Annotated in this window: 23 protein-coding genes; 12 read left to right on the top strand and 11 right to left on the bottom strand. The window is 40.4% G+C overall.

The features are described 5' to 3' along the window. The first annotated feature begins 92 nt into the window (after positions 1-92). Positions 93-1,667, top strand: coding sequence for a metallophosphoesterase family protein (locus ACKTT2_RS15305; protein ID WP_407888300.1), 1,575 nt, complete (start codon positions 93-95; stop codon positions 1,665-1,667). Between the two features lie 129 nt (positions 1,668-1,796). Continuing rightward, the gene (locus ACKTT2_RS15300; protein WP_407888338.1) at positions 1,797-2,486 is read left to right on the top strand and encodes a class I SAM-dependent methyltransferase; all 690 of its coding nucleotides are present in this window, start codon (positions 1,797-1,799) and stop codon (positions 2,484-2,486) included. 127 nt (positions 2,487-2,613) lie between these two features. Here the strand turns inward: ACKTT2_RS15300 and ACKTT2_RS15295 are convergent, their stop codons facing one another. Next, a complete protein-coding gene (locus ACKTT2_RS15295) occupies positions 2,614-2,901 on the bottom strand; it encodes a hypothetical protein (protein ID WP_407888298.1) in 288 nt (95 codons plus the stop codon). A 79-nt stretch (positions 2,902-2,980) separates the two neighbouring features. After that, complete coding sequence (locus tag ACKTT2_RS15290; protein ID WP_407888296.1) at positions 2,981-3,457, bottom strand: VOC family protein; 477 nt, start codon at positions 3,455-3,457, stop codon at positions 2,981-2,983. A gap of 102 nt (positions 3,458-3,559) precedes the next feature. On the opposite strand from ACKTT2_RS15290, the gene ACKTT2_RS15285 reads away from it, so the two are divergent. The 4 genes from ACKTT2_RS15285 (at position 3,560) to ACKTT2_RS15270 (ending at position 8,000) form a co-directional block, all read left to right on the top strand. Beyond that, positions 3,560-4,057 carry a DUF4385 domain-containing protein gene (locus tag ACKTT2_RS15285; protein ID WP_407888294.1) on the top strand — a complete coding sequence of 166 codons (498 nt, stop codon included), beginning with the start codon at positions 3,560-3,562 and terminating at the stop codon, positions 4,055-4,057. Between the two features lie 237 nt (positions 4,058-4,294). After that, complete coding sequence (locus ACKTT2_RS15280; RefSeq protein ID WP_407888292.1) at positions 4,295-5,437, top strand: hypothetical protein; 1,143 nt, start codon at positions 4,295-4,297, stop codon at positions 5,435-5,437. 124 nt (positions 5,438-5,561) lie between these two features. After that, complete coding sequence (locus ACKTT2_RS15275) at positions 5,562-6,185, top strand: hypothetical protein (RefSeq protein WP_407888290.1); 624 nt, start codon at positions 5,562-5,564, stop codon at positions 6,183-6,185. Between the two features lie 177 nt (positions 6,186-6,362). Next, positions 6,363-8,000, top strand: coding sequence for a hypothetical protein (locus ACKTT2_RS15270; RefSeq protein ID WP_407888288.1), 1,638 nt, complete (start codon positions 6,363-6,365; stop codon positions 7,998-8,000). Between the two features lie 96 nt (positions 8,001-8,096). On the opposite strand, the gene ACKTT2_RS15265 is transcribed toward ACKTT2_RS15270, so the two are convergent. Then, positions 8,097-8,411 carry a hypothetical protein gene (locus ACKTT2_RS15265; protein WP_407888286.1) on the bottom strand — a complete coding sequence of 105 codons (315 nt, stop codon included), beginning with the start codon at positions 8,409-8,411 and terminating at the stop codon, positions 8,097-8,099. 244 nt (positions 8,412-8,655) lie between these two features. Here ACKTT2_RS15265 and ACKTT2_RS15260 point away from each other — a divergent pair, with 244 nt between their 5' ends. Then, on the top strand, positions 8,656-10,815 hold the full coding sequence (locus ACKTT2_RS15260; protein WP_407888284.1) for a Tex family protein: 2,160 nt from the start codon (positions 8,656-8,658) through the stop codon (positions 10,813-10,815). A 6-nt stretch (positions 10,816-10,821) separates the two neighbouring features. On the opposite strand, the gene ACKTT2_RS15255 is transcribed toward ACKTT2_RS15260, so the two are convergent. The 3 genes from ACKTT2_RS15255 to ACKTT2_RS15245 all read right to left on the bottom strand — a co-directional run bounded on the left by ACKTT2_RS15255 (position 10,822) and on the right by ACKTT2_RS15245 (position 12,878). Then, positions 10,822-11,700, bottom strand: coding sequence for a hypothetical protein (locus tag ACKTT2_RS15255; protein ID WP_407888282.1), 879 nt, complete (start codon positions 11,698-11,700; stop codon positions 10,822-10,824). Between the two features lie 209 nt (positions 11,701-11,909). After that, positions 11,910-12,287 (bottom strand): cupin domain-containing protein, encoded by a 378-nt coding sequence (locus ACKTT2_RS15250; protein ID WP_407888280.1) that lies wholly within the window; start codon positions 12,285-12,287, stop codon positions 11,910-11,912. A gap of 75 nt (positions 12,288-12,362) precedes the next feature. Further along, positions 12,363-12,878, bottom strand: a complete 516-nt coding sequence (locus ACKTT2_RS15245; protein ID WP_407888278.1) for a vitamin K epoxide reductase family protein — start codon at positions 12,876-12,878, stop codon at positions 12,363-12,365. Between the two features lie 540 nt (positions 12,879-13,418). On the opposite strand from ACKTT2_RS15245, the gene ACKTT2_RS15240 reads away from it, so the two are divergent. Further along, a complete protein-coding gene (locus ACKTT2_RS15240) occupies positions 13,419-13,634 on the top strand; it encodes a hypothetical protein (RefSeq protein ID WP_407888276.1) in 216 nt (71 codons plus the stop codon). 155 nt (positions 13,635-13,789) lie between these two features. On the opposite strand, the gene ACKTT2_RS15235 is transcribed toward ACKTT2_RS15240, so the two are convergent. Together ACKTT2_RS15235 and ACKTT2_RS15230 are read right to left on the bottom strand one after the other, a co-directional pair. Then, positions 13,790-14,029, bottom strand: a complete 240-nt coding sequence (locus ACKTT2_RS15235) for a hypothetical protein (RefSeq protein ID WP_407888274.1) — start codon at positions 14,027-14,029, stop codon at positions 13,790-13,792. A gap of 387 nt (positions 14,030-14,416) precedes the next feature. Then, the gene (locus ACKTT2_RS15230) at positions 14,417-15,637 is read right to left on the bottom strand and encodes a sensor histidine kinase (RefSeq protein ID WP_407888273.1); all 1,221 of its coding nucleotides are present in this window, start codon (positions 15,635-15,637) and stop codon (positions 14,417-14,419) included. A gap of 824 nt (positions 15,638-16,461) precedes the next feature. Here ACKTT2_RS15230 and ACKTT2_RS15225 point away from each other — a divergent pair. Together ACKTT2_RS15225 and ACKTT2_RS15220 are read left to right on the top strand one after the other, a co-directional pair. After that, positions 16,462-17,367 (top strand): isoaspartyl peptidase/L-asparaginase family protein, encoded by a 906-nt coding sequence (locus ACKTT2_RS15225; protein ID WP_407888271.1) that lies wholly within the window; start codon positions 16,462-16,464, stop codon positions 17,365-17,367. Positions 17,368-17,478: 111 nt separating this feature from the next. Then, positions 17,479-17,892, top strand: a complete 414-nt coding sequence (locus ACKTT2_RS15220) for a hypothetical protein (RefSeq protein WP_407888269.1) — start codon at positions 17,479-17,481, stop codon at positions 17,890-17,892. Positions 17,893-18,032: 140 nt separating this feature from the next. On the opposite strand, the gene ACKTT2_RS15215 is transcribed toward ACKTT2_RS15220, so the two are convergent. After that, positions 18,033-18,893 carry a CheR family methyltransferase gene (locus ACKTT2_RS15215; protein WP_407888267.1) on the bottom strand — a complete coding sequence of 287 codons (861 nt, stop codon included), beginning with the start codon at positions 18,891-18,893 and terminating at the stop codon, positions 18,033-18,035. A gap of 1,004 nt (positions 18,894-19,897) precedes the next feature. On the opposite strand from ACKTT2_RS15215, the gene ACKTT2_RS15210 reads away from it, so the two are divergent. After that, the gene (locus ACKTT2_RS15210; protein ID WP_407888264.1) at positions 19,898-20,377 is read left to right on the top strand and encodes a DUF4383 domain-containing protein; all 480 of its coding nucleotides are present in this window, start codon (positions 19,898-19,900) and stop codon (positions 20,375-20,377) included. A gap of 201 nt (positions 20,378-20,578) precedes the next feature. Here the strand turns inward: ACKTT2_RS15210 and ACKTT2_RS15205 are convergent, their stop codons facing one another. Next, positions 20,579-21,049 (bottom strand): hypothetical protein, encoded by a 471-nt coding sequence (locus tag ACKTT2_RS15205; protein ID WP_407888262.1) that lies wholly within the window; start codon positions 21,047-21,049, stop codon positions 20,579-20,581. Between the two features lie 630 nt (positions 21,050-21,679). Here ACKTT2_RS15205 and ACKTT2_RS15200 point away from each other — a divergent pair. Beyond that, a complete protein-coding gene (locus ACKTT2_RS15200) occupies positions 21,680-22,150 on the top strand; it encodes a response regulator (protein ID WP_407888260.1) in 471 nt (156 codons plus the stop codon). Between the two features lie 55 nt (positions 22,151-22,205). Here ACKTT2_RS15200 and psaB read toward each other — a convergent pair. Next, a partial coding sequence (gene psaB / locus ACKTT2_RS15195) for a photosystem I core protein PsaB (protein ID WP_407888258.1) occupies positions 22,206-24,144 on the bottom strand: 1,939 nt, incomplete at its 5' end.

Below are 24,144 nucleotides of genomic sequence, written 5' to 3'. Positions count from 1 at the left end.
ATAATATTAATCCTTCAGTAAAGTACAATTGGCGTATAGATGGTCAAAAAATAGTAAAAATTCGGAAATTTTGTATTCTACAGCAATTTACAATGGAATATATCTTCGATCCACCGATCCCCGTAAAAATTCAAAAAATGAAAGAACGGGTGCGGTGGTTGCATCCGAGTCTCGTTCAACGACAAATCGATCAAACGAGTTTGGTCTTGGATGATGGAAACTCGGATAATCCAGAATTTTCCTTTATGGTTATGGGTGATACCGGTTCTAAGCCATCTTATGGGCAGCACCCACAACGGTTAATTGCAGAGTTAATGCTGGCTCAACGCAACGAATGCCGTTTTATTCTCCATACAGGAGATGTCATATATGTGGTAGGTTCCCATGAGTATTATCCGCAAAATTTTATTGAACCATTACGTGAGTTCCTAGTAGGAGGAGAAAACTATCAAGATATTGCTTACGATCGCATGACGTTTAGTACGCCGATTTTGCCAGTACTGGGTAATCACGATTACTACGATGTGCCGTTCATGTATGGCTTAATAGCAGGAACTACACTACCACTGCGACGCCTACTACGTTATAAAGATATAGAAATTGGCTGGCATGGTTCTTATCAAGGAAACGCATATGCAAGAGCATTTCTTGACTATCTCAAACACTTTTCCCCTGGCGATAAGTTAGAACGCCATTTAGACAGTCATTACACAGCTAAAACCGACACGGGGCGCTGTTTGCGTTACGAACCCGGAAAATTTACCCGCCTACCTAATCGGTATTATACTTTTCGTTATGGTGGGATTGACTTTTTTGCCCTTGACTCCAACACCTTCAATGCACCCTCTCCACTTCCAACCACAAAAGAGGGAGACACAGAACGCCGTAAGTTAGAAAAGCGCCGTCATGAAATAGAACGAGAAGAAACGCAAATTTTAGAAGCTTGTTCTCGCCTCAATCCAGATGTTGCCAAAGAAGCCGAACAACTCGATGCGCTCAAAAGTAAGTTGTACCAAATTGATGAAGTGAAAATTGATATCGAGAAACAACTAGAAGCTCATCAAGCACCGCCAGTAGACTTTGAACAACTGAACTGGCTCAAGCAAAGGTTAATTGAATCGTGGAATACTCAGGAAGTACGCGGACGAGTTGTTTACTTTCACCATCCACCCTACGTGACTGAAGCAAGCAAATGGCATCAAGCACAAACTTTAGCAGTTCGTCATCGCTTGCGTTGGGTGTTTGATGGTGTCGCTGAAACTGTAGGTTCTCTGACCAAAGGGCGTCCGGTAGTCGATCTGATATTAAACGGTCATGCCCATTGTTTGGAGTATCTCCGCACAACTGATACCGGACACGGAGATTCCCATATCCATTGTATTATTGCTGGTGGTAGCGGTCGCCGTCCCCGCCGTCAACGAGAGGAAGGATCGGAATTGATGGAAACTTTTGAAGATATAACAGGAAGTCATACTCGTAAGATTGCTGATTCATTTCTTTTTGTTGGTCGCAAAGGATACGACAATCGCAAACGACTTCCCTACTCTTTTGTACGAATAGACGTTTGCGCTGGTTCCCCAGCCAAGTTTATTATTAGACCATTTATCAAAGAGCGGTTTCAAGGAGAGTGGTACGATCGCGAACTAGAACCATTTGTAATCACCTGACCAGTGACCAGTGACCAGTAATCACCTGACCAATGACCAATGGCTAAAGTAAAATCTGTTTTTTTACCTTTGACTGTAGTTATTTTTGGAGTGTTATATTTTTGGGTGTTTGGCTTTAATGAAATCGCGATGCTGCAAAGCAGCCGCTACGCGAACGCGGATTCTGCATCATCCTCAGTTGTTTACGAACAACGGCGTCTTCATAATCCAGATGGAATTGGTAAATTTTATATGGGTCGTGAGATAGCTAAAGTCATGGGACACTTGGGGGCGGGTTGGTTGGAAAGACCAAGCCGGGAGGGTGAGGAACAGCCTAGCAAAGTGGTGAATGGTCTCAATCTCAAATCTAGCGATATTGTGGCGGATATTGGGGCTGGTACGGGTTACATGAGTTTTCGGATTGCACCTCTAGTTTCTAAGGGAAAGGTTTTGGCTGTGGATATTCAGCCAGAAATGTTGGAGATTATTGAGTTTTTTAAGCAAGAAAGGAAGATTACAAATATCGAACCTATTTTGGCGACTCTTAGCGATCCCAAACTACCACCAGAGAGCATTGATTTGGCTTTGATGGTGGATGCTTATCACGAGTTTGAGTATCCGCGAGAGATGATGGAAGGAATTGTTCGTGGGCTGAAACCTGGTGGTCGTGTTGTACTCGTTGAGTATCGGGGCGAAAACCCTTTTATTGCTATCAAAGCTTTGCATAAAATGACTCAGAAACAAGTGAAGAAGGAAATGCAATCTGTCGGTTTGGTTTGGCGGGAAACAAAAAACTTTTTACCTCAGCAACATTTTATGGTGTTTGAGAAACCTCTCTGATAGTTTTACCCCTCCCTAACCCTCCCCTTTTATAAGGGGATGGAACTAAATTTAAGTTTCTTGCTTCCCCCCTTTATAAGGGGGGATTAAGGGGGGTAAATCCAATGATACAGCGTCGAGAACGCGGTTATTTTTGTGGTTGAATGAGACTAGCACTTTTGTTTGTACTATCCCAAACAATCCATGCAAATTGGCTGTCTAAATCTGTTGTATTCTCTGTGACTTTGAAATATATCTTGTCTCCACCTCTGGTTTCTATGGCAAAGTCACCAGTTTGAGCATATGTTACCATGAAACCGCGATCGCGCAAACAATACATTGCCCAAGCTTTTAATGATTGCCTTTGCGGATCGTGTGTAATGGGAGGTCTCTTGATTGCCTCTTCTATGACTTGGTATGTCTTGGGATCGATCATTATTTGTTAGTGGTTAGTAGTTAGTGGTTAGTGGTTAGTGGTCATTTGGCATCATTCTTTCCCTCACTCCCTCACTCCCTCACTCTTCCTTATCTCCTATTGGATCGCAGCGAATCTCTATCATAAAACCATCGGGGTCGTAAAAGTAGACTCCTCTTCCTGTTGGACGAGTAACTGGTCCGTGGGCGATCGCAATTTGATTTTCTCCCAAAACTTCTACTGCGCGATCGAATAACTCAGGAGAGATGTCAAATGCCAAGTGATATGCTCTGGTAAAAGTTCGTTCTGGGTTTGGGTCTGGTGGTGGTAAGTCTGGTTCCCAAAATAAATCGAGGATAGTGCCATCGGGGGTGACAAAATTGGCTACTTTTCCTTGTGCTACTAAATCTATTAAAGTTGCAGGAACTTCATCACCTGTTAACTCGTGCAAGCCCAAAATGCCATTGTAGAATTGCCTTGACGCTTGCATATTATGCACGTTGAGGGCTATGTGATGTACTTGTCGCAGATCTCCTACATTTAGGGCGTTTTTAAGAGATTGGGAACTTGGTAGCATGGGTAGGCGAATTTGACTAGTTTAGACCGAAGTAGTTTGAGTTCATTTTACCATGCTATTGAGTGTAGCTAACTAGCAACCAGATTTTTAGGATTCCTTTTCATGTCTTTTGATTACTCGTTAGATTTTAAAAATATTGATTTCCGAAAAAATCCCGAACTCTATCGCGTTGGTAAAGGCGAACAGGGAGTGTTGTTGGTAGAACCGTATAAGTCAGAGATTCTACCTCACTGGCGGTTTAAAACTCCTGACATTGCAAGACAATCAAGCGAAAAAATCTACCAAATGTTTCTTGAATATTTGGAGCGAGATGATTTGGTTGGGGCTGATATGGCACGTAAGTTCTTACAGATGGGCTATACAAGATCGCGTCGCTATGCCAATCATAAGAGTGGAAAAAAATACAAAACAAATCCTCAAAAGGAAATTTCTCAAGAAGCTGAGGCTAAAGCTAGAAAAGATATTTTGCCAAATGAAGTAGACCCTGTTAAAGCTGAATCGGCAGCAATTTTTAAAGAAAAGTGGATGTTAGCAAAGAAGAATGAGAGATATTGTCAGTTATTGACAAAGCATAAAGCAATACAAAGTACATTAAGATAAATTTCTTACTGATAATACTTGTACTTACAAGTCAGTGCATATTCGTAGAAAATTGAAAATTTTCGTACAATACTTATTTGTTCATAACTACGCCTAAAGACTATACTTTCTAGAACAAAAATTAATTGATTGTATATACCCTTAGAACGGTTAAAACCTTATTTTGAATCGTTAGATTTGCTTTTGAGAACTTCAACAAATGAACGTTGAACCTTTTTGATTAAGGGAATAATTACTATGCAAGAAAGCAGGCAGGCTTCGGACAGACAGGGTGTAAATACTGATGCTACAAGGCAACCGCTACGCGATCGCGTGACTTCTGCTCAACCTGATATAGGTTCAGCAAGCACTAGTGTAGATACTGGATATAGAAACTATGATGCTAATCGCGTCAGTTCTACTCAACCTCATGCAGGTTCAGCAAACATTAACATAGATGCTGGTGTCTCTAAAAACAATGACGTTAACCGCGTCAGTTCCAGTCAATCCAATGTTCAAGCAGCTAACGAAGGTATGAATCCTATGTTAACTAGAGCATTAATAGGAGGACTCGTTGCCGGTACATTGGGGTCATTAATTGGTGCTTTTGCTGGTAAGAGAGTAGGTCAAGGCTTTAATACTGCAGCAAAAGGGATAGGAGTTGCTTCAAAGACTATAGGTGAAGGTCTTAGCCACACAGGGAAAGGTCTAGGGCAAGCCGTAAAAAGTATCGCTGAAGGAGCTACTGAAGCGATCGTAGGTGGTGCAGTAGATACTGCAAAGGGTGTTACTGAGGGAGCCACACAAGCTTTAGTAGGTACAGTAGATACCGTACAGAATACAGCTCGAGGTGTCACTGAAGTAGCCAAGCAAACCGTGGAAGGTACTGTAGACGCAATACAAAATACAGCGCAGGGTGTTAACCAAGCTGTACAAGGTGCAGCACAAGGAACAGCAGACGCAGTACAAAATACAGCGCAAGGTGTTAACCAAGTTGTACAAAGTGCGGCGGACACGACAAAAGATACAGTAAACCGTGCATCTGAGGGGATTAAGAAAACCACAGCAAATGCATCAGATGCGGTACAGAATACAGCACAAGATTTTAACCAATCTGTACAAAGTGCAGCAGAGAATGCATCGGTTGCTCAAAATCAAGGCGATCGCGATCGAGACCGCACAATTGCAGATAATCAGCCATCCAAAAATAATGAAGTGGAAATAGACCGTACACCAACGATCTACGTTTCAGCGCCAGACCCAGTAGAAGGGCTTAACGCTGCTCCAACTTTGTCTTCAGCAGATCCAGCTACCTCTAAAGAGACTGGGATGTTGATAGATACAGGTGAAAAAACTCCACTTGAGAAAGACATAATTCTACTTAACGATTACGACAAATAAACATCTGACATTCTAATGTCATTCATGTTTTTCATTACCAGTTATCAGTTCTTACTAAACGTGTACTGATAACTGTTAATTATTTACTAATTCAGTCTATTGTGGCATAAAGGAAATAATTCTTATGAATGGAAATCAGCAGGTTTTCGAGCATCCTAACGGTGAAGACAATACCGCTTTTGCGGGAGACCAACCTAATGCTTCTTATGAATCAGGTAAAGACTCGAACAATGGGTTATCTAAAATAGCGATTGGAGCACTCATTGGTGCTACGTTAGGTGCAATAGCTGGGGCTTTAACTATTAAGGGTACAGCCGAAAGGGTTAACCAAAGTGTAAAAAGAGCGGGGAACTCGGTCAAGAATACAGCCGAAAGGGTTAACCAAACTGTAAAAGGTGTGGGTGACGCAGTAAGTTCAATAGCTGATGGTGTTAACGATACTGTCAACGATGTAGGAGACAGCGTCAAGGATACTGCTTTGGGTATTAACGAAACTGTCAACGGTACTTTGTCTGCTGTTAAAGCTACAGCAATGAATGTAGGCGACACAGTTAATAACACTGTGAACATCGTCAAGGGTGCTGCTGAAGGTGTTAACGACAATATCAAAGGTACAGTGGACGTAGCCACTAAAGTAGCTGAGGATAATTTGCCCTCTGGGACTCAGGTGACCAATCTCCCCAACATACCCGGTAACTCTAACAACCAGACCACTTATATTTTAGTTCCAGTGGAGAACCAGAAATAAGACGTAGGGTGGGCATTGCCCACCTTATTTTTTGACAGTTCACGCTCTGGGCATTACTGAGAGATATATGTCTTCGGGTTATTAATGTCTTATCTAATGACTGTTAGATTAATTTTGAATTAAGAACGAGCTGCTTCAGTTGGAATCTGATACTACCTTAAGCGAGAGGAGAAAGTAATGATGAGCGATCGCAAGCAGCCTGTTGAGCACCAAGAAAAAGTTGACTATTCTGGTGGGAAGCAACGTATAGCTTATCGAGCAGCAACAGGTATCGGGGGTGGAATTGTTGGAGCAGCTATTGGTGGTTTGCTTGGTCGCCGAGTTGGAGGCTCTGTTGGTGGTGTAGTGGGTGCAGTTGCTGGTGCTTTGGTAGGAAAGGGTACGGCTGAGCGCGTAAATGCTACTGTAGAAGGCGTTGTGGGTGCAGCTAAAACTGTAGCTGATGCCGTTCAATATAATGTCAATGGTGTGGGAGATGCATTAAAAGACACAGTAGAGCAGGTCAAGCCCTCCATAGTAGGTGCTGTTGATACGGTAAAAGATACGGTTGACCGGGTGAAACCTTCTGTTGTCAGTGCTGTTGATGCAGTTAAAGATACAGTTGACCAGGTAAAGCCTTCTGTTGTCAGTGTTGTTGATGCAGTCAAAGATACAGTTGACCAGGTAAAGCCTTCTGTTGTCAGTGTTGTTGATGCAGTCAAAGATACAGTTGACCAGGTGAAGCCTTCTGTTGTAGATGCGGCTATTAATGCAGCCGGGGTTGTTAATTTTAGTGGAAATACTGAAGATGTCATATTTAAAAGTACCATAGAACAGCCCGATTCTTCTGTAGTTGTTGTAGAAGAAAACGCAAAAGGGCAACCTGAAGAGGTAAAGTCACCTGTAGTTAATGAATTTAAGAATATCACTGAGGATGCTGACCTCTGTGTAAATGACGGCAATACACTCAAAGAAACAGTAGAGCAGGTTAATACTTCTGTCGTTAGTCAAGTTGATACAGTAAAAGATATACCTGAAGATTTTTGGTACTCTGTAGTAAATACATCGGATGCTGTTGGGAAAACAATCGAACTGATTGAACCTCATGCAGTTGGTATCGATGCAGTTCAAAATACAAGCGACAACCCTCGAAGTCATGATGGTAATGAGTGGGTTAGTCAAAGCTTGAATAATTTACAACAGGCTAATAATTTTGAAGAAAATACTGAACCTACAAAGTTTGAAGAAAGACAAGAAGAGCACCAACCGCCTCAGCAGCAAAAAACTCAAGCACAATCGGAAAAAAGCCAACAATTTGCTGAAATCGGAAAATTTCTTATAGGTGCTGGGGTAATAGCTTTAGTTGGCACAATCTTATCATTGATTTCCAAACAAAATCTCTTTGCAATTAAATCCCCGGAATCTAGACAGGTAGAATCCAGTCAAAGTTTCAAGTCAGTTTCTGCTGCAACATCATCTCCAAAATTAAAAGAAGTTCCTATCGCTGATGGTTGGATTTTTTTGGGAAATGTCAATAATCACCCAGGTGCAGTATCGGTTGGGAAACCTTTAAGCGAAGATTTACAATCTACTGACTCTCGTGTTGTTCCGTCAGCAGGATCGATAGTTACTGTAACTGTTAAACCAGGAGTAACGTTAAGGAAAAATAGACCACAGTTACCTAACTTTAGTTATCAAGAACAAAAAGCTGTAGCTGTTCTTAAACCTAAAGAAAAGCTGAAGGTTCTTAAAGTGGAATTTGTACCTACTCCTAGTACGACTCAAACAACAAGAGTGTGGGCAAAAGTTTCTAAATGTGGTAACGACTGTAATTAAAAATTTTTAAACTACAGGAGCCGCTTTAACTATGGGATGTCAAAGGCTTACTCCTGCTAGTTTTTCCTCGTTAGCGATTCTAGTATAAATTATTACTCAGTAACTTATACCACGGTATTTTCGTCCTATTTCTTCTTCAGTTACCTGGCGTTTGGGAGCGGTTAATTCTCTTTGCTCGGTATCATTTAAGTTTTCATGATGGTTTTCTACTCGCTGCAAAAGTTTTTGGGTGGTGATGAGAATAACTAGGAGCAGCAAAAGCAAAACTTGCCAAGGTGCGATCGCCAAGCTTAAGGCAAAGCAGAGAGCTGCAAATATCCCCACGAAATACCCAATTTCGTCAGTACATTTTTTGAAGATGTAGCCACCTACCAAGCCGGTAAGTAGCGGAACTAAGAAAAACAAAGCCATTTTTCCTCACCTCTGGGTTCATAGCAGAAGCGTTAATGTGTGCATATTGGGGCTGTTGTCAGTAACTAGTGTGCCTTTTCTAACAGCTATTCAGTTTTAGCTCGCTCGCGTTACTCATAACAACAACGTATAAATACAAGATTCCGAATCTGTCTGTTAAACTAGCTTAACACTATCTTCTTGCGCTGATAAATATATTTAGCGTATGACTTTAAAAAAGTAGCGTTTTCCACTGCAACACCCGATGCTAAACATTCCTCAATCACTAGCTACCGAACTAGACCTTAAACCTTATCAGGTACAAAACGCACTGGATCTTTTGGCAGAGGGTGCGACAATTCCCTTTGTTGCGCGTTACCGTAAAGAACGTACTGGAGAAATGAATGAAGTTCAGTTACGTCAATTAGCAGATAGGTATTCTTACTTAACAGAATTGGAAGAAAGAAAATCCACAATCTTAAATGCGATCGCCGAACAAGGTAAACTGACTGACGAACTTAAAGAAAAGATAGAGTCCTGTTTGCAAAAAACAGAACTTGAGGATTTATACTTACCCTTCCGTCCAAAACGTCGCACGCGAGCCACTGTTGCAAAAGAAAAAGGGTTAGAACCGCTTGCAGAATTTATTAAGTCGTTAAACGTTAAAAATGGTGTCGCCGCTTCTTTGGATGAGGAAGCAGCAAAATACGTCTCTGAAGAGAAAGGTGTCAAAACTGTAGAAGAGGCGTTGCGCGGTGCGTCTGATATTTTGGCAGAAGAAGTGGCTGAAAAAGCAGAGTCGCGTTCTTATGTACGGGAATACCTTTTAGACGAAGGAGTGTTTGTTTCCCGTATCAAGGACGACCATCCAGAAGGCACAACTAAATTTGAAATGTACCGCAATTACCAAATGCGGGTCAAAAATATCGCACCTCACAATATGCTGGCATTATGTCGCGGTGAAGCTGAGGGGATCTTGTCTTTTGACATTTCTTTTGATGAAGATGTCGTTCTATCTTATTTGGAATCAAAAGAAATTAAAACAAAAGTCCGCGCTGTAAGGGACTTCTATCAAGCAATGCTTAAAGATGCTTTCAACCGTTTGATGAAAACATCTTTAGTCAGTGAAGTCGTTTCTGAAAAGAAAGCTTTTGCAGACATTGAGTCCATCAAAACATTTGAAGCTAATTTACGAGAGTTATTACTGTCTGCACCAGCAGGGATGAAACCTACTTTGGCGGTAGATCCGGGTTTCCGGACTGGGTGTAAAGTTGCTGTCCTCGACCAAACAGGTCAATTTTTAGAATATCAAGCAATCTTTCCCCATCTGTCAGCAAATCAGCGCGTAGAAGCTGCAAAAACTCTGAAAAATTTAATTGAGAAATACAAAATAGAGTTAATTGCTATTGGTAATGGTACGGCTTCTCGCGAAACGGATGAATTTGTTTTGGAAGTTCTGCAAACGTTGGATAGAAAACCAATTAAGGTAATCGTCAACGAGTCAGGGGCGTCTATCTATTCGGCGAGCAAAGTTGCTCTTGAAGAATTTCCCAATTTAGATATCACCGTTCGGGGAGCTATTAGTATTGGACGGCGCTTGCAAGATCCCCTTGCAGAACTTGTCAAAATTGACCCCAAATCTATTGGTGTAGGACAGTATCAGCATGATGTGGATCAAAAATTGTTGAAGAAAAAATTGGAAGAAACTGTTGAAAGTTGCGTAAATTATGTTGGTGTAGACTTAAACACGGCTTCTAAAGAACTTCTTACCTTTGTTTCTGGTATTACGTCTAGTGTTGCTAATAATATTGTGGCTTATCGCAACCAAAATGGTGTATTTAAAAACCGTCGCCAATTGTTGAAAGTTCCTAAGTTGGGACCAAAAGCATTTGAACAAGCCGCAGGTTTTTTACGCATTCGCAATGGTGAAAATCCCCTCGATAATACTGCAGTGCATCCAGAAAGTTACTCGGTTGTAGAAGCGATCGCATCGGATCTGAAAGTTCCCTTAACTCAAATTACCAAAATTGCCGAGCAATTGAAAAAAAACAATCTCAAAAAATACGTAACTGACAGCATTGGCGAACCAACATTACGCGATATCTTTAGCGAATTGGAAAAGCCGGGAAGAGATCCTAGAGCTGAGTTTAAGTATGCCACTTTCAAAGAAGGAATTAAGGAAATTACTGATTTGAAAGTCGGAATGGAACTAGAAGGGATTGTTACCAATGTTGCTAACTTTGGTGCATTTGTTGATATTGGCGTCCATCAAGATGGTTTGGTACATATCTCTCAATTAGCTGACAGATTTGTAGACGATCCCAAGAAAATTGTGAAAGTCGGACAAGTTGTGAAAGTCAAAGTGCTGGAAGTGAATGAAAAGCTGAAGCGGATTAGTTTGTCAATGAAAGCCGTTAAGCAGTAAATGTTTTTACTCCTTTCCCGTGTGGACCAAGGAGCGAAATTCATCGAGCTGACTAAACTCAGCTCGATGAATTTTTTTCTTCTGTCTGTTCCTAACATTCGCCTGACGAGCCGTGAATGAAGCTTGAGAACCAATAAAGTTAACTCCTTGTTCCATAAATTGAGCTTGAATCTCTGTGAATTGAGCTTGAAGCTTACAAGCCTGTTCTATAAGTATTTTAGATTGCGCTCGAATTGTAGTAGCTTTCTTTCTCCCCTCTATCATCTTAGTTTGTGTCGCTTTATGATTCGTAAATCTATAATTGACTGGCTTGCTTATTAAAGGTTTAATAGAATTTGATAATGTTTCTCGATGTTCTAACTGTGAAGGTGTGACCGTCAAATTACACAGAGTATCTAGTAGTTCTGCTAAAATTTCATTGCTAGACTTTTTACTTACCAAAAGTTTTTTTGCTAATTCTTTAGCTTCATCAAGCGATCGCCAAGATGAATTAGTTGCACCACATAAATCTACATTTGTCTCGTGCAACTCTTGGCGGATCTCTTGCAGTTCTGACTCTTTGTAATACAATAAATTCTTGAGTGTTTCTATTTGTTCGCACAAAAGCTCTACTCTATCTTCAAGTTCAGATGATTCGTTAAACTGAAGAGTTGGAAATTGTATAACTTGACTATCTTCCTGTTGAATTTTTGGAAATTGAGCAACTGTGCGATCGGATTGATTAAGTTTGATGAAAATTTGTTTTAAAATATCTATAAGAATTTCTAAAGAATCTAGACTATCAAATAGTAGGGAAAAATCCAGAGAATCGTCAGCCTCATTATTGTGTGATTCTAACTGTGAATCCCTTAAAAAGGTTGGATTTGTATTATTTACCGATTCCATGCGCTTTGGTAGAAACGTTCTTAATCTATTCTACTAGCATAATTACAGCAATTTTCACTCTTAATAGACCACAATTTGTGGGGCAGGCGTCCCCGCCCGCCCTCGAATGTACGGGCGTCCCCGCCCGTACATTCGAGGGCATAGTATGGTTTATTTACTTGAAAACTGCTGTAAGTATTACAAGTAGAATTGAACGAAATACTACCGTATTAACTACTAGGTGTTGTAGCAACGCTATCACCCGGTTTTGAAGGCCATCTGATAGTGAGAATAGTGCAGTCAGATTCAGCTATCCAAGAATGAGGTATGCCTGCACCCCAGAGAACGTAGTCCCCCTCACGTGACAATAAAATTTCCCTATCTTCAAGTTTGAGGCGAAATTCCCCATGAATCAGAATGGCAATAGTTGCTGCTTGGTTATTGACTGACCATTTAACTCTGCTGTCACCCACTTTATAATTAGCCCATTTGACTTCTAGCTCTTCTGTAGATCGGGGATCGTCAGTTGGGGTAATGAAGTGACCGAGGAACCATCCCCAGCGATTTGTACCTTCGCTTGCAGCGTTACCAAAAACAACTTCTGTCATTTGTCAAAATAGCGATCGGTAAAGGACAAAGGAGAAAGTGTAATTTTTTATCTTTCAGCCTTTATCCTTTGTATTTTATCCTTCAACCTTCCGTTGACTTGTGAGGGTATTGATAGCACTGAGGACTTCGGGTATTGCGATCGCAACTGACGCAAGCGAGCAAAGTGTTGCAATCTGGCAGTACGCACAAAACGCTTGATTCTCGCTCCATTCCTCACGAGCTAGTTCAAGGGCGGTAACTGCGTCAAACAGAAGTTTAGCACCCATTGCGATCGGCAACAATGGATTCTCTTGCGCCCGGTTCTGACCGCCAGCTCCAGCTAGCCAAGCTGTGATGGCATAATTGGTTATCGTCATCAGCCCATCAGGAGTCTCAAACCGACTGTATGCGTATTCAGATGCGTCAACTCTGTCTGAGTCAAAATATGGTATGGGTGGATCGGGTAAATGGCGAATAATTCCGGTCTGATAAAGCGAGACGAGAATTCTCATGGTAGCACTTACCATAGATAGACCAATAATCCATCGGCGACGCATTAAGTCGGGGGTGTCGCCGAATCGTAGTTCGTGACTCAGTTGTTCTGGATTCATAATATATTAAAGTTGATATTTGCAGTTAATAAGGCATTGATTGTGCCATTTTTTTGTGATTTTTTATAAAAATAATCTATTAATAAACTTCCCTACTTTTAAGTAGGGAAAATAATAAGTTATTGTTAAATATTGCTTTTGCAAATTTTAACTTACGCTCCTTTTTTCAAAATAATTTACCTACTTGTTAAAAACTTCTCTCTTAAGGAATGTATTTATCGGTCTGTATTTGCAATATCTTCTCATGCATTGCAAATACAAACTAATTCTTGACTAAATTGATTTTGAGGAATTACAAGCTCCCCGACTTCTTAAAGAAGTCGGGGAGCTTAGGAACTGCTCGAACTTAATCATCAAAACTTATTTATTCTGCAAATATTACAGGAATATGTATATCAAATTACAAGTTATTGTAATAACAAATTGACTTTAGAAAGAAACACAGTCAGTTCTTTAGTTAGACGTTGTTTGTTTTTTCTACAATTATATTTATTTAATGAAAGCTAAAAAATCACCAATCTCTCAGGAGCATTTATAAGAATGAGTAATAAATTGATAGTACCTCCCAAATTTAGTACACATCAAGTCGTCCGTTTCCTTGGGGGTGTAGGAACAATTTTATATTACCAACCGGATTCCCATACTTGGAAATATGCTGTTGAAATGTCAAAAGGTCCAGAACCAGAAATGGGGAGAATTGGTCCTGAAACCACAATTTTATTGCATGAAGACGACATTTATGAAACTATGAATTAATGCCTTTAAGACAAATACATCTTGCCTTACTGTACTGCTCCTCATATAGCCACTCTAAAAGCAAAGATTGCATCCCTCTTTGCCCTTAAATGAGTGGCTAGTTAGATAGTTTGTTTTATGCGATAAAGATGGAATAAGTTTTGCTTTAAAACAACTTAAGGATTGATAACCCCATAGTAAATGGAAGCAACAAATAGTAACGCTAAAATACTGATAATTAAACCATTACGTACTAAAGGATTAAGTGCAGCTTGGCTAGGGAGGGATTTATCTACTTCTATCTGCTCGATTAGTTCTGAGTTGTTTTCTTTTCGCTCGTTTGTAGAGTTGAACTTGTTATCTATCGAGCGCTCGTTACTCTCAATTCTTGTTGTTTGGATCTCTTGCGATCGCATAAGTTTTTTCGCTGTATTTTTAAGGATGACTTGCTGCTATAGTTCCAAATAATTACGACTTGCGACATCATACTTAAGGATTACTAAGCGTTGAGGATAGTTCTACTAAAAGACCTATTTAATATAAAGTAAAATTGTGAGGATAAACACATTATTTCTAACAATTAGATAAGATATAGCAATCCTAAATTATTTATAATAAAATTTAAGTACTGTAAGGTTGGCAGTGCCCACCACTCAAGCTTTTGGTAGGCATTGTATAAAGGCGAGACCCTCCTGAGGTAAGAGGTTAGTCAGCTAAGGAATAGCTATTATAAAACTAACTTTCATCTTATGAATTGCGATCGCTGGCAATACAGTTTGAAAATTAAATATTTTCTAGATCTTTCATTCTTCAATCTTCGAGCTTGAGTTGACAGGCAAAATAACCGTGAAAGTAGAGCCAACCCCTACTTGGGAAACTAACTCTATTTTTCCTTGCATGAGTTTTACTAACTGCCAGACAATTGCCAGTCCCAAGCCAGTACCATCCACTAAGTGAGTGACACTGTTGTGCAAGCGAAAGAAGGGATCGAAAATACGCTCTCGATCTTCTGGTGCAATTCCAACTCCTGTGTCACTGACTGAGATATGCCACTGGTTGTCAGATAGTATACCGTACCTTAACTTGATGCTTCCCGACTCTGTATAACGAATTGCATTGCTGAGAAGATTTGTGACGATTTGTTGTAACCTGAGGGGATCGACGACTACTGTTTTGGGTAGGTCTGAAGTAGAGCGATCGGATAAATTGCAATCAACGACTATCTGTAGCTTTTTTGCACTAGCGAGAGGCTCCAACATTTTAACCACATCCTCAATGGAAGAGCATACATCTGTTGGCACTGGATGCAGTTTCATCTTCCCAGCCTGATACCGCGAGATTTCTAGAGCATCGTTGATTAGGCGGAGTAACTGTCTGCCGTTACGCACGACTCGCTCAATATGTTCGAGATGGCGAAAAGCACTCTCAGCCCCAGTATTCTTTTGAGAAGCTCGCAAAATCAACTCCGAATATCCAATAATTGAATTTAGAGGATTTTTGAGTTCGTGAGCAAGATGAGAAAGGTTTTCCTGATTGGCTTTAACCAAGCGAGTCAGTTCCTGATTGGTTAATTCTGCCTGACTTTGTAGCTGCTGTAGTGCCTGCAATCGCTCTTCCACATAACTTTTAAAGCACTCACCAATAGCTTCGTCGATAGTTTCGTCAATCGCTCTATGAACTCGCATGACTTCTCGAACTGTACCGTTTACTAAGTCTGCTTCTAGAGTAGACAAGATGATTTGGCGTAGCAGACGATACTCGCGTGCAATTTCTTGTGGAGTGAAACCTTGTGCAGCACGTAAAATGCCATGTTCGAGACTGTTTTGCACGATAGACTGAATATCGCTGTCCTGGAATTGAGAAAGCACGGTTGTCATTGCTCTGAGAACATCGGGAAGGTGATTCCGTATAGCTGAGCGCGATAAATTATCGGTACTTACAATTTGTCGATCTAGGCGAACTGCTTCAACCCAGTTTTTGACGATGGTATCTATTTTCTCATCAAACAACTGACTAAAATTCATTTTGATTATGGTACAGGGGGGGAGTGAATCGAAAAACCCTCTTGGTTTAATTTTAACCAGCAGTAAATCAAAACTCATACGACTTTCACAACAAAACTCTCAAGATTTTGTATTCAAAGCTACAAGCTAACTTAACATTCAGCCCTTCTTTAGGTAGAAGCTTAAACAATATCATAGAATTAGAGTGTTAGATAGTAAAAGGTAGATTTGGTGAAGTCTTACTCTCGATCGATAGCAGGAATAATAGATAATTTTCCTTACGATAGTAGCTTCTAATTTTCAAAGTTCCCAAGATAGAAATTGGGAGCTTTCTTTGTAATATTAATACTTAACTATTAACTATAGCAATCCTATCTGATTGGTGAACAAATCTCAGTACTGTAGGGTGGGCATTGCCCACCAACGTGATAATGGTGGGCAATGCCCACCCTACTCAATACTGCAAGGGCTGAGAAAATTGTCGCGTTAGACAAGCAGGGGGTGCAGGGGTTGCAGGGGGTGCAGGGGAGGAAAAAACGGCTTAACCGACTTAACTATTAACTATAGCAATCCTATCTGATTGGTGAACAAATCTCAGTAGGGTGGGCATTGCCCACCAACGTGATAATGGTGGGCAATGCCCACCCTACTTGTATTTACAGTTACGAAGTCAGTTAATATTAACTAAACTTATATCTGAAAAGATAATATATCCATTGATAGAAGGTTAAAATCTAAAATTAACAGTAACTTTTTAAATAAACTAGGTAAATTAAATAAATTTTTTTAGCTAGTTTTTGCCAATTTATTCCAGAACAAATTTATCAAAATCCAAAAGAAAATTTATGACAATAAGCATTATTGTTCACGGCGGAGCAAAAACAATTTTAAAAGAAAAAGTAGACGCGAACAATGCAGGCTGCTTGGCAGCAGTGGAAGCAGGTTGGGCAATACTAAACCAAGGAGGTAGTGCTGGAGCAGCTGTTGAGGCAGCGATTCGCGTTCTTGAAGCAGACCCTACATTTAACGCTGGTTTTGGTGCAGTTCTCAACACTCGGGGAGAGGTAGAGCTAGATGCAGCAATTATGGAGGGTGCTACCCTAGGCTGGGGAGCAGTCGCTGCAGTTCAAGGTGTGCGCCATCCTATCTCAGTAGCGCGTAAGATTATGGATAAAAAACCAATGCTCCTTGTAGCGCGAAGTGCAGAACGCTATGCCGCAGAAAATGGAGTCGAAATTTGTGCAAAAGAAAACTTAATTGCTGATGAGCAACAGCAACAATGGGAGGAAGAGCAAGAAGTTATCGATCGCCCCAACACTATTGGTTATGTAGCTTTGGATAGCAATGGGACTTTAGTTGCTGGGACCTCAACAGGTGGCACTACAAATCAACCTGCAGGTCGCGTTGGTGACACTGCAATTGTTGGTTCTGGCTTATATGCTGATAATCGATTTGGTGGGTGCTCAACAACAGGAGATGGGGAGTCGATTATTCCAGTGGTTTTATCTAAAACTGCCATTGATTTCCTTGCTCGAGATAGACACCCAGACGAAGCAGCGCAGATGGCGATTGACTTTTTAGCCTCTAGAGTTTCAGGAGAAGCAGGCTGTATTCTTTTGGAGCGCCAGGGACGAGTTGGTTGGGCGCATAATTCATCTGACATGGCTTGTGCTTACATGACTGAGTTACAAGACAAGCCGACTACATTTACAACAAAATATGCTCAAAAACCTACTTTTTCAAGAGTTTGAGATAGTAAATTGGCAAAAACCTCAAGATTTGTTAATTTTAAAAAAAATTGTCAAATTAGTCAAAAAATTTGTCAAGATTAAGAGGTGTGTATCTATACGTGACAGAGCCAAATGACAGAGCCACTCTTTGAGCCACTGACACCATATCTGGCGATCCAAAAATATCTTGAGGTTTTAGAGTCAGTCCAGAAAGCTTTAGGTATTGAATCTGTCAGCGAACCCAAGCAAGTCCTCGAACCAGAGCTTGAAAACGAGTTAATTGAGTTAGAACCTGTAGAACCCGCTCTGGAAATAGGATCGAGTAGAGTAATCCCCCAACTTTTTTGTGGAAATAACACTTGGACTGCTGAGCAACAAACAGAGCAAAAGAGTTATTTAGCACAGTTAAAGACAGAAAACATAAAGATGAGAAATGAAAATCACCAAAAATTTCTTCAGTCTCAAGCTAACTTTGCCCAAACTCAAGCATTGTTTGCAGATAATCAAGCCAGATTTCGCTCTAGAGGGCAGAAGAAAAGTAGGTAACAATCTTTGAAAAGTCAGTAGCTAGGTAAGAAAAAAAATAACTATGTAAAGGTATGTAAACGCGCTAAAATCCTTACAAATAACGAATGACTAATGACAATCCTGACTAGTTAGCTTTATTTGGGACAATTGAAGTTGTATTAAATTTTTTTAAAAGCCTGGACTAATAGTTGAGGCTTGAAATAAGCTTGTGGGACTTTGGTAAAAATACGATGCCTAAGATTGACGGTTTTAAAGAGCTCTAAATTAGGTGCCATCTCACTACTACCAAGAAAGAGGAAACCGTTATCCTTGAGGCTAAAGTAAAAGCGTACAAAGGTTCTACTTTGTGCTTCTTGACTAAAATAAATCAATGTGTTGCGGCAGACTAATAAGTCAATCCGAGGTATTGGAGTGTTGTGAATTATATCGCGCTCTTCAAAGATAATGGAGCGGCGTAAGTCACGACGGAAAACATAATGGTTATTGACTAATTCAAAATACCGATTCAACAGAGACATGGGAAGATTTTTGACTTCGTGACTGGGATAAATACCTTGTTTGGCTTGGTTCAGTGCCTTTTCACTTATATCGGTACCGTAAATTCTTACCCTTTGAAGAAACTGTCGTATTGCAAGGTTTTCAGCCAAAATCATGGCTAAAGTATAAGTTTCTTGTCCAGAAGCACATCCTGCACTCCATACTCGAATAGGTTCATCAGGCAACTTACTTGCAATGATTTCTGGAATAATCTGGCTGCTGAGACAATCCCAATCAGCTTTATCCCTGAAAAAGCTAGTTACACTAATCTTGAAGGCATTGATAACGTGAGTCACTTCTTCTGAATGCTCTTCTAAATAATCTATGTATTCTCTAAAGGAGCCAATAGATATTTGTCGCATTCGGTAACAAATTTGACGCATTAAGCTGCAATGCTTATAACTGGTGAAATCAAAATTGTGTTTTTGCCTCAAGTACTCCAGTAATGCCTCAAAATCATCTTGCTCTGGTCGTGAAGACATTTGAGTTACCATTTATTCGTATACACTACTTAGATAGCGATCGCAGATAGATGCTGATATTACTACTTCTTGGCACTGTACATTACAGGTAAGGGGCAACGAATTACGCTCTTACAAATAAAGTGATATAGTTATTTATGTTTTGGCACATAAATAACTATATCACTTGTAAAACAAATACAACCAAAGTTTATATTTGTTTAAATAAATTGATTTTCCTTCAGCCTGTGTAGGTAAGCGTTGTTTGGACACCTGTAATCTCTAGGTTTGACTAAAAAAATCTCCCTCTGACCGCAACATTAGAGGGAGAAAAAGCAAAAAAGTTTGGAGGACATCTAAAATTTCAATAAAATTAAACAGTAGTTATAGTCAATAGAAATAAGATGACAATTGCTTGTTAGCAAAGTGTTAGAACTATAGCAATCTTATTTGTTTTGTGAAATACACGTAGGGCAATGCCCACCATACATGATTTAACATTGTTTATAAATGATTTAGGATTGCTATAGTGGTTAGCGAGCTTTTTATGATTTAGCCATAGGTAATACAACATTTTTTTAGAGGTTGTTTGAAAAGTGGTCTGTTGTGATTTTAATCACATTACTACCCCCCTTAGTCCCCCCGATGTATTGGGGGGAAACAAGAAAAATCTGGTTCCCTCCCCTTTCCAAGGGGAGGGTTAGGGTGGGGTAAAAAATATTTGATACATCAATCATGACTTTTCAAACATCCTCTTAAACTTTGTGATGTATCTAACCTAATTATTCACTAAAAATCATTTATTTGTAGCCTATCAATAGAAGTATATTGGAACATGAAATAGGTAAACAAGACTTGTATTTAAAATTACATTTTACATTCAAAACAACACCTTCATTTAGATATATCAGCAGATAATCAATCGCTTTCGTTAGTTAGAGGTAAAAGGAATTCTATTTTTTTAACATGGTGTCCAAAGTCAGAAAACTGGTATTAGCTTTCTACAAAACTTGGAGTCATAAAATATGGAAAACGTTACGGCAGGGAATTTGACAGAGCGTTATTGTGCTCTAACAGTTGGAATTCTCTTTTTGATTGTGGGTATAGCTGGGTTTATACCTGGTTTAGTCTCAGTACCTGGAACAGACATATCCCACATCTCGCTTGACGCAACAACAAGCCCATATGCTAAAGGATTTGGCTATATATTTGGCTTATTCCCTACTAATTTCTTGCATAACCTTGTACGCTGTTCTGTTGGATTATTAGGAATTGCTTCCTATTTCAGCGCGAGCAGTGCCCGTTTATTTAATGTCAGTTTTGCAGTTGCTTATACTGCACTCGCCATTATGGGATTGCTGCCTTTTGCTATGACAACATTCGGTTTGATGCCACTGTTTGGTAATAATGTTTGGTTTAATGCTTTAGCAGCCCTAGCTACTGCCTACTATGGCTTTATTATCCCAGCTAAGGTCAAGGGTGTAAGTGTATCGCACAATCTTTAGTCCATAATTCGTAAAGGCTCGTCATGACGAGTCTTTACCACATCCTCTAAGATAATTTCGGAAAAATAGCTCAAATCGCCAGAAAAAATTTCCCTCTTTCAAGGAGGACGTATAAATTTAGTGAGTCCTTGATGCATCACTCATTTCTCATTTCTCCTTGACTTTACTAAACAATTATCTTTTCAAAGGTGTAAAACTTTCTCACCGATTTAGAGATGAAGTTGAAGAATTTGATTGAATTTCCTGTCCTACTTCTCGTACCAGCCACTGGCACCGTCTTTCATTAGGTTGGTTGTAATTAATTGCCATTGTGAAGGTGCGGGATTGAACGCTATTGTTGCGGAAATCTACAACAGCTTTAATATAATTTCCTCCTGCAAACGCAGTCCATTCCAAGGCATTACGGGCATAATCGCGATCGGGAGTAAAGCGCACTTTATATCTGACCCATTCTGGTGAATCATCAGGGCGGACAAACAACAAATCTTGAACAATGTCTGATACCCGTTCTAAGTAATCGGCGGACATAAAGCTACAACTATTAGGAGTGTCACCCTTAACTAATGCCAAGTAAGCTCGTTCTCTAGAAGAATCTACTCGTTGGGCTTGCACTTTCAAGTTGGAACACACCATTAAAGTCATAGGTAATATCAGGAAAATAGCTTTTTTCATAGTTCAAAATTTTACATAAATATTAATTAATAGCTCACAAAGCATAACTCATCTATTAAGATTCAAAAATATCTTGAATCTTTTCAACTCTACCATATAGCTAATTCTAATTTTCCTTAAGGAAGAGCTAGCTTTAATTTAATTAGTGACGAAAAATACAAAAATTCCAACAGAGAATTAAGGTCTTGAGGTGAGATAAAGCTGCTCTGTATAGAGCACTACATAATAAGCTTTATCCCTTTTGAATGTGGGTCTATTAACGACTTAAAGTCAAAATAGAAATATGCACGTTTACTACTTTTTGAAGCAGCTAAGTCACCTACAGCCTCTATAAACAATAGAGGCTTTTTTGTTTTGGCAATAACACTCGTTTGTAATTGTGCTGTCTTCGCTATTGAATTTCCAGTTCCCTCCCCAATCTATCGGTCTGGGTTAGGGTGGGGTAAAACTAACGCTAGAACTTTGATTTGTAAGCTATTACAGACTTGTGTATACACCGTAGTTTTTTAAGCAGAGTTAGGAGGGATATTGATACAACAGTAGACTTTACAAACATTCTCTAAGTAAAGAACTAATGTGTTTCTCAATACCGCAAGTTTTAATAGAAAGATTAAGGAGGCAAAGACAATTATGTTATATCGGTCAGGGAAGCATGATATACATTACAATCAAATAAGTTTTCAAAACTTAACTGGATTGCAAGTACTTGTCATAGATGATAATGCTGACTTTCGTAAGTTAATAACCTTAATTTTGGAAGAATACGGCATTACGGTAATGACAGTAGCATCTGCTAATGAAGCTATTGAAACAATCAAAAAATTTACAGTAGACCTTTTAATTATCGACATTGTTATGCCAAATGAGGATGGTTTCTCATTAATTCGTAAAATTAGAACTCTTATGATTCCTAAGAAACGGTCAATCCCTGCTATTGCGTTAACTGCTTTAGATATAGATGCAGGGGATCTCCTCGCTCTCGTATCTGGATTTCAGCTCTATTTGAATAAACCAGTAAATTTTACATATCTAGTAGAAAAAATAGCACAGCTTGTAGATAAATGTGCTTCCTACAATAATAAAAATCCCTTTCTAACTTAACAGCATAGAAAGGGAGGATTACTAAAGGTCAGAGGATTTTAAATTCTTAATAGGTTCAACCGAATTTCCCGGCGGTTGAGGCAATGAGGAAGGCAGCGTAGGTTAGGATGTAGCCAACTGTGAAGTGAACTAGACCTGTTAACCAACCTTGAACGATGGATAAAGCAACAGGCTTATCTTTCCAGCGAACCAAGTTCGCCAAAGGAGTACGCTCGTGTGCCCAAACTAGAGTTTCAATTAACTCTTGCCAGTATCCACGCCAGCTAATTAGGAACATGAAGCCAGTTGCCCATACTAGGTGTCCGAAGAGGAACATCCAAGCCCAGACAGAGAGGTTGTTCATACCATAGGGATTGTACCCGTTGATCAACTGAGCGGAGTTTGCCCAGAGGTAATCGCGCAGCCAGCCCATGAGGTATGTAGAAGACTCGTTGAACTGAGCTACGTTACCTTGCCAAATACCTAGATGCTTCCAATGCCAGTAGAAGGTGACCCAACCAACAGTGTTGAGCGCCCAGAAGATAGCGAGGAAGAAAGCTTGCTCCCAACCGGAAGTTTGACACGTACCGCCACGACCGGGACCATCACAGGGGAAGGTAAAACCAAAGTCTTTCTTGTCAGGCATCAGCTTTGTACCACGGGCATCCAACGCACCTTTGACACAAATCAGAACAGTTGTGTGTATACCTAGTGCGAAGGCGTGGTGTACTAAGAAGTCTCCAGGACCAATGGTAAGGAACAAGGAGTTAGTACCATTGTTGATAGAATCAATCCAACCAGGTAACCAAGGCGCACCAGCTAATGAAGCAGCGCTATCTGAATTAGACAGCAGAGTATTTAAGCCATAAAGAACTTTACCGTGAGAAGCTTGAACGAATTGAGCAAAAACCGGTTCAATCAGAATTTGCTTTTCAGGAGTTCCAAAAGCCACCACTACGTCATTATGGACGTACAAACCTAGAGTGTGGAAACCCAAGAATAGGGATACCCAACTTAGGTGAGAAATAATTGCTTCTTTGTGCTTGATGACCCGATCGAGTACGTTGCCCTTGTTTTGTTCTGGGTCGTAATCACGTACCCAGAAGATTGCGGCGTGGGCAAAAGCACCAACCATGAAGAACACAGCGAGATACTGGTGGTGGGTGTACAATGCTGCCTGTGTTGTGTAATCCTTTGCTATAAAGGCATAGGGCGGCATGGCGTACATATGCTGAGCCACCAAGGAAAGAGCAGTACCTAACGCCGCCAAGTGTATGGACAACTGGAAGTGTAGGGAGTTGTTGTAGGTGTCGTATAGACCTTGGTGAGGTAGGTTAAACTGTCCTTCCGTGCGGATGCCAAAGAAGTTTCTAGCGTTGAGCATCTCTTTGATGCTATGACCGATCCCGAAGTTAGTCCGGTATTGGTGACCGGCAATGATGAAAATGACTGCGATCGCCAAGTGGTGATGCGCCATATCCGTCAACCATAGGGATTCAGTCTGTGGATGGAAACCACCCAAAAACGTCAGAATCGCATTTCCCGCACCTTGTGCCGTCCCAAATATATGGTTGGGTGAATCTGGGTTAAGAGCGTAAGCACCCCAGTCGCCTCTCCAGAAAGGAGCCAAACCAGCTGGGTGGGGTGGAGTCGTGAGGAAGTTATTCCATCCGACGTGCTGTCCGCGAGATTCGGGGATAGCAACGTGAATCAAGTGACCAGCCCAAGCTAAAGAACTCACACCAAACAAACCTGCTAGGTGGTGGTTCAGACGAGGTTCAGCACTCTTGAACCAAGACAAGCTAGGACGGTACTTGGGTTGTAAATGCAACCAACCAGCGAACAAGAAGACTGCTGCTAACAGTAAGAGGAACACTGAACCTTGGTACAGGTCATTGTTCGTCCGCATACCAATGGTATACCACCAGTGATAAACACCAGAGTATGCAATGTTAACGGGATTGGTAGCACCACCTTGGGTAAATGCTTCTATTGCTGGTTTACCAAAGTGAGGG

The sequence above is a fragment of the Scytonema hankhaensis NUACC26 genome (genome assembly GCF_045865695.1).
GTDB lineage: Bacteria > Cyanobacteriota > Cyanobacteriia > Cyanobacteriales > Nostocaceae > Scytonema.
Note: the sequence above shows the minus strand (reverse complement) of the source record. Positions and strands in the feature narration are given on the sequence as shown.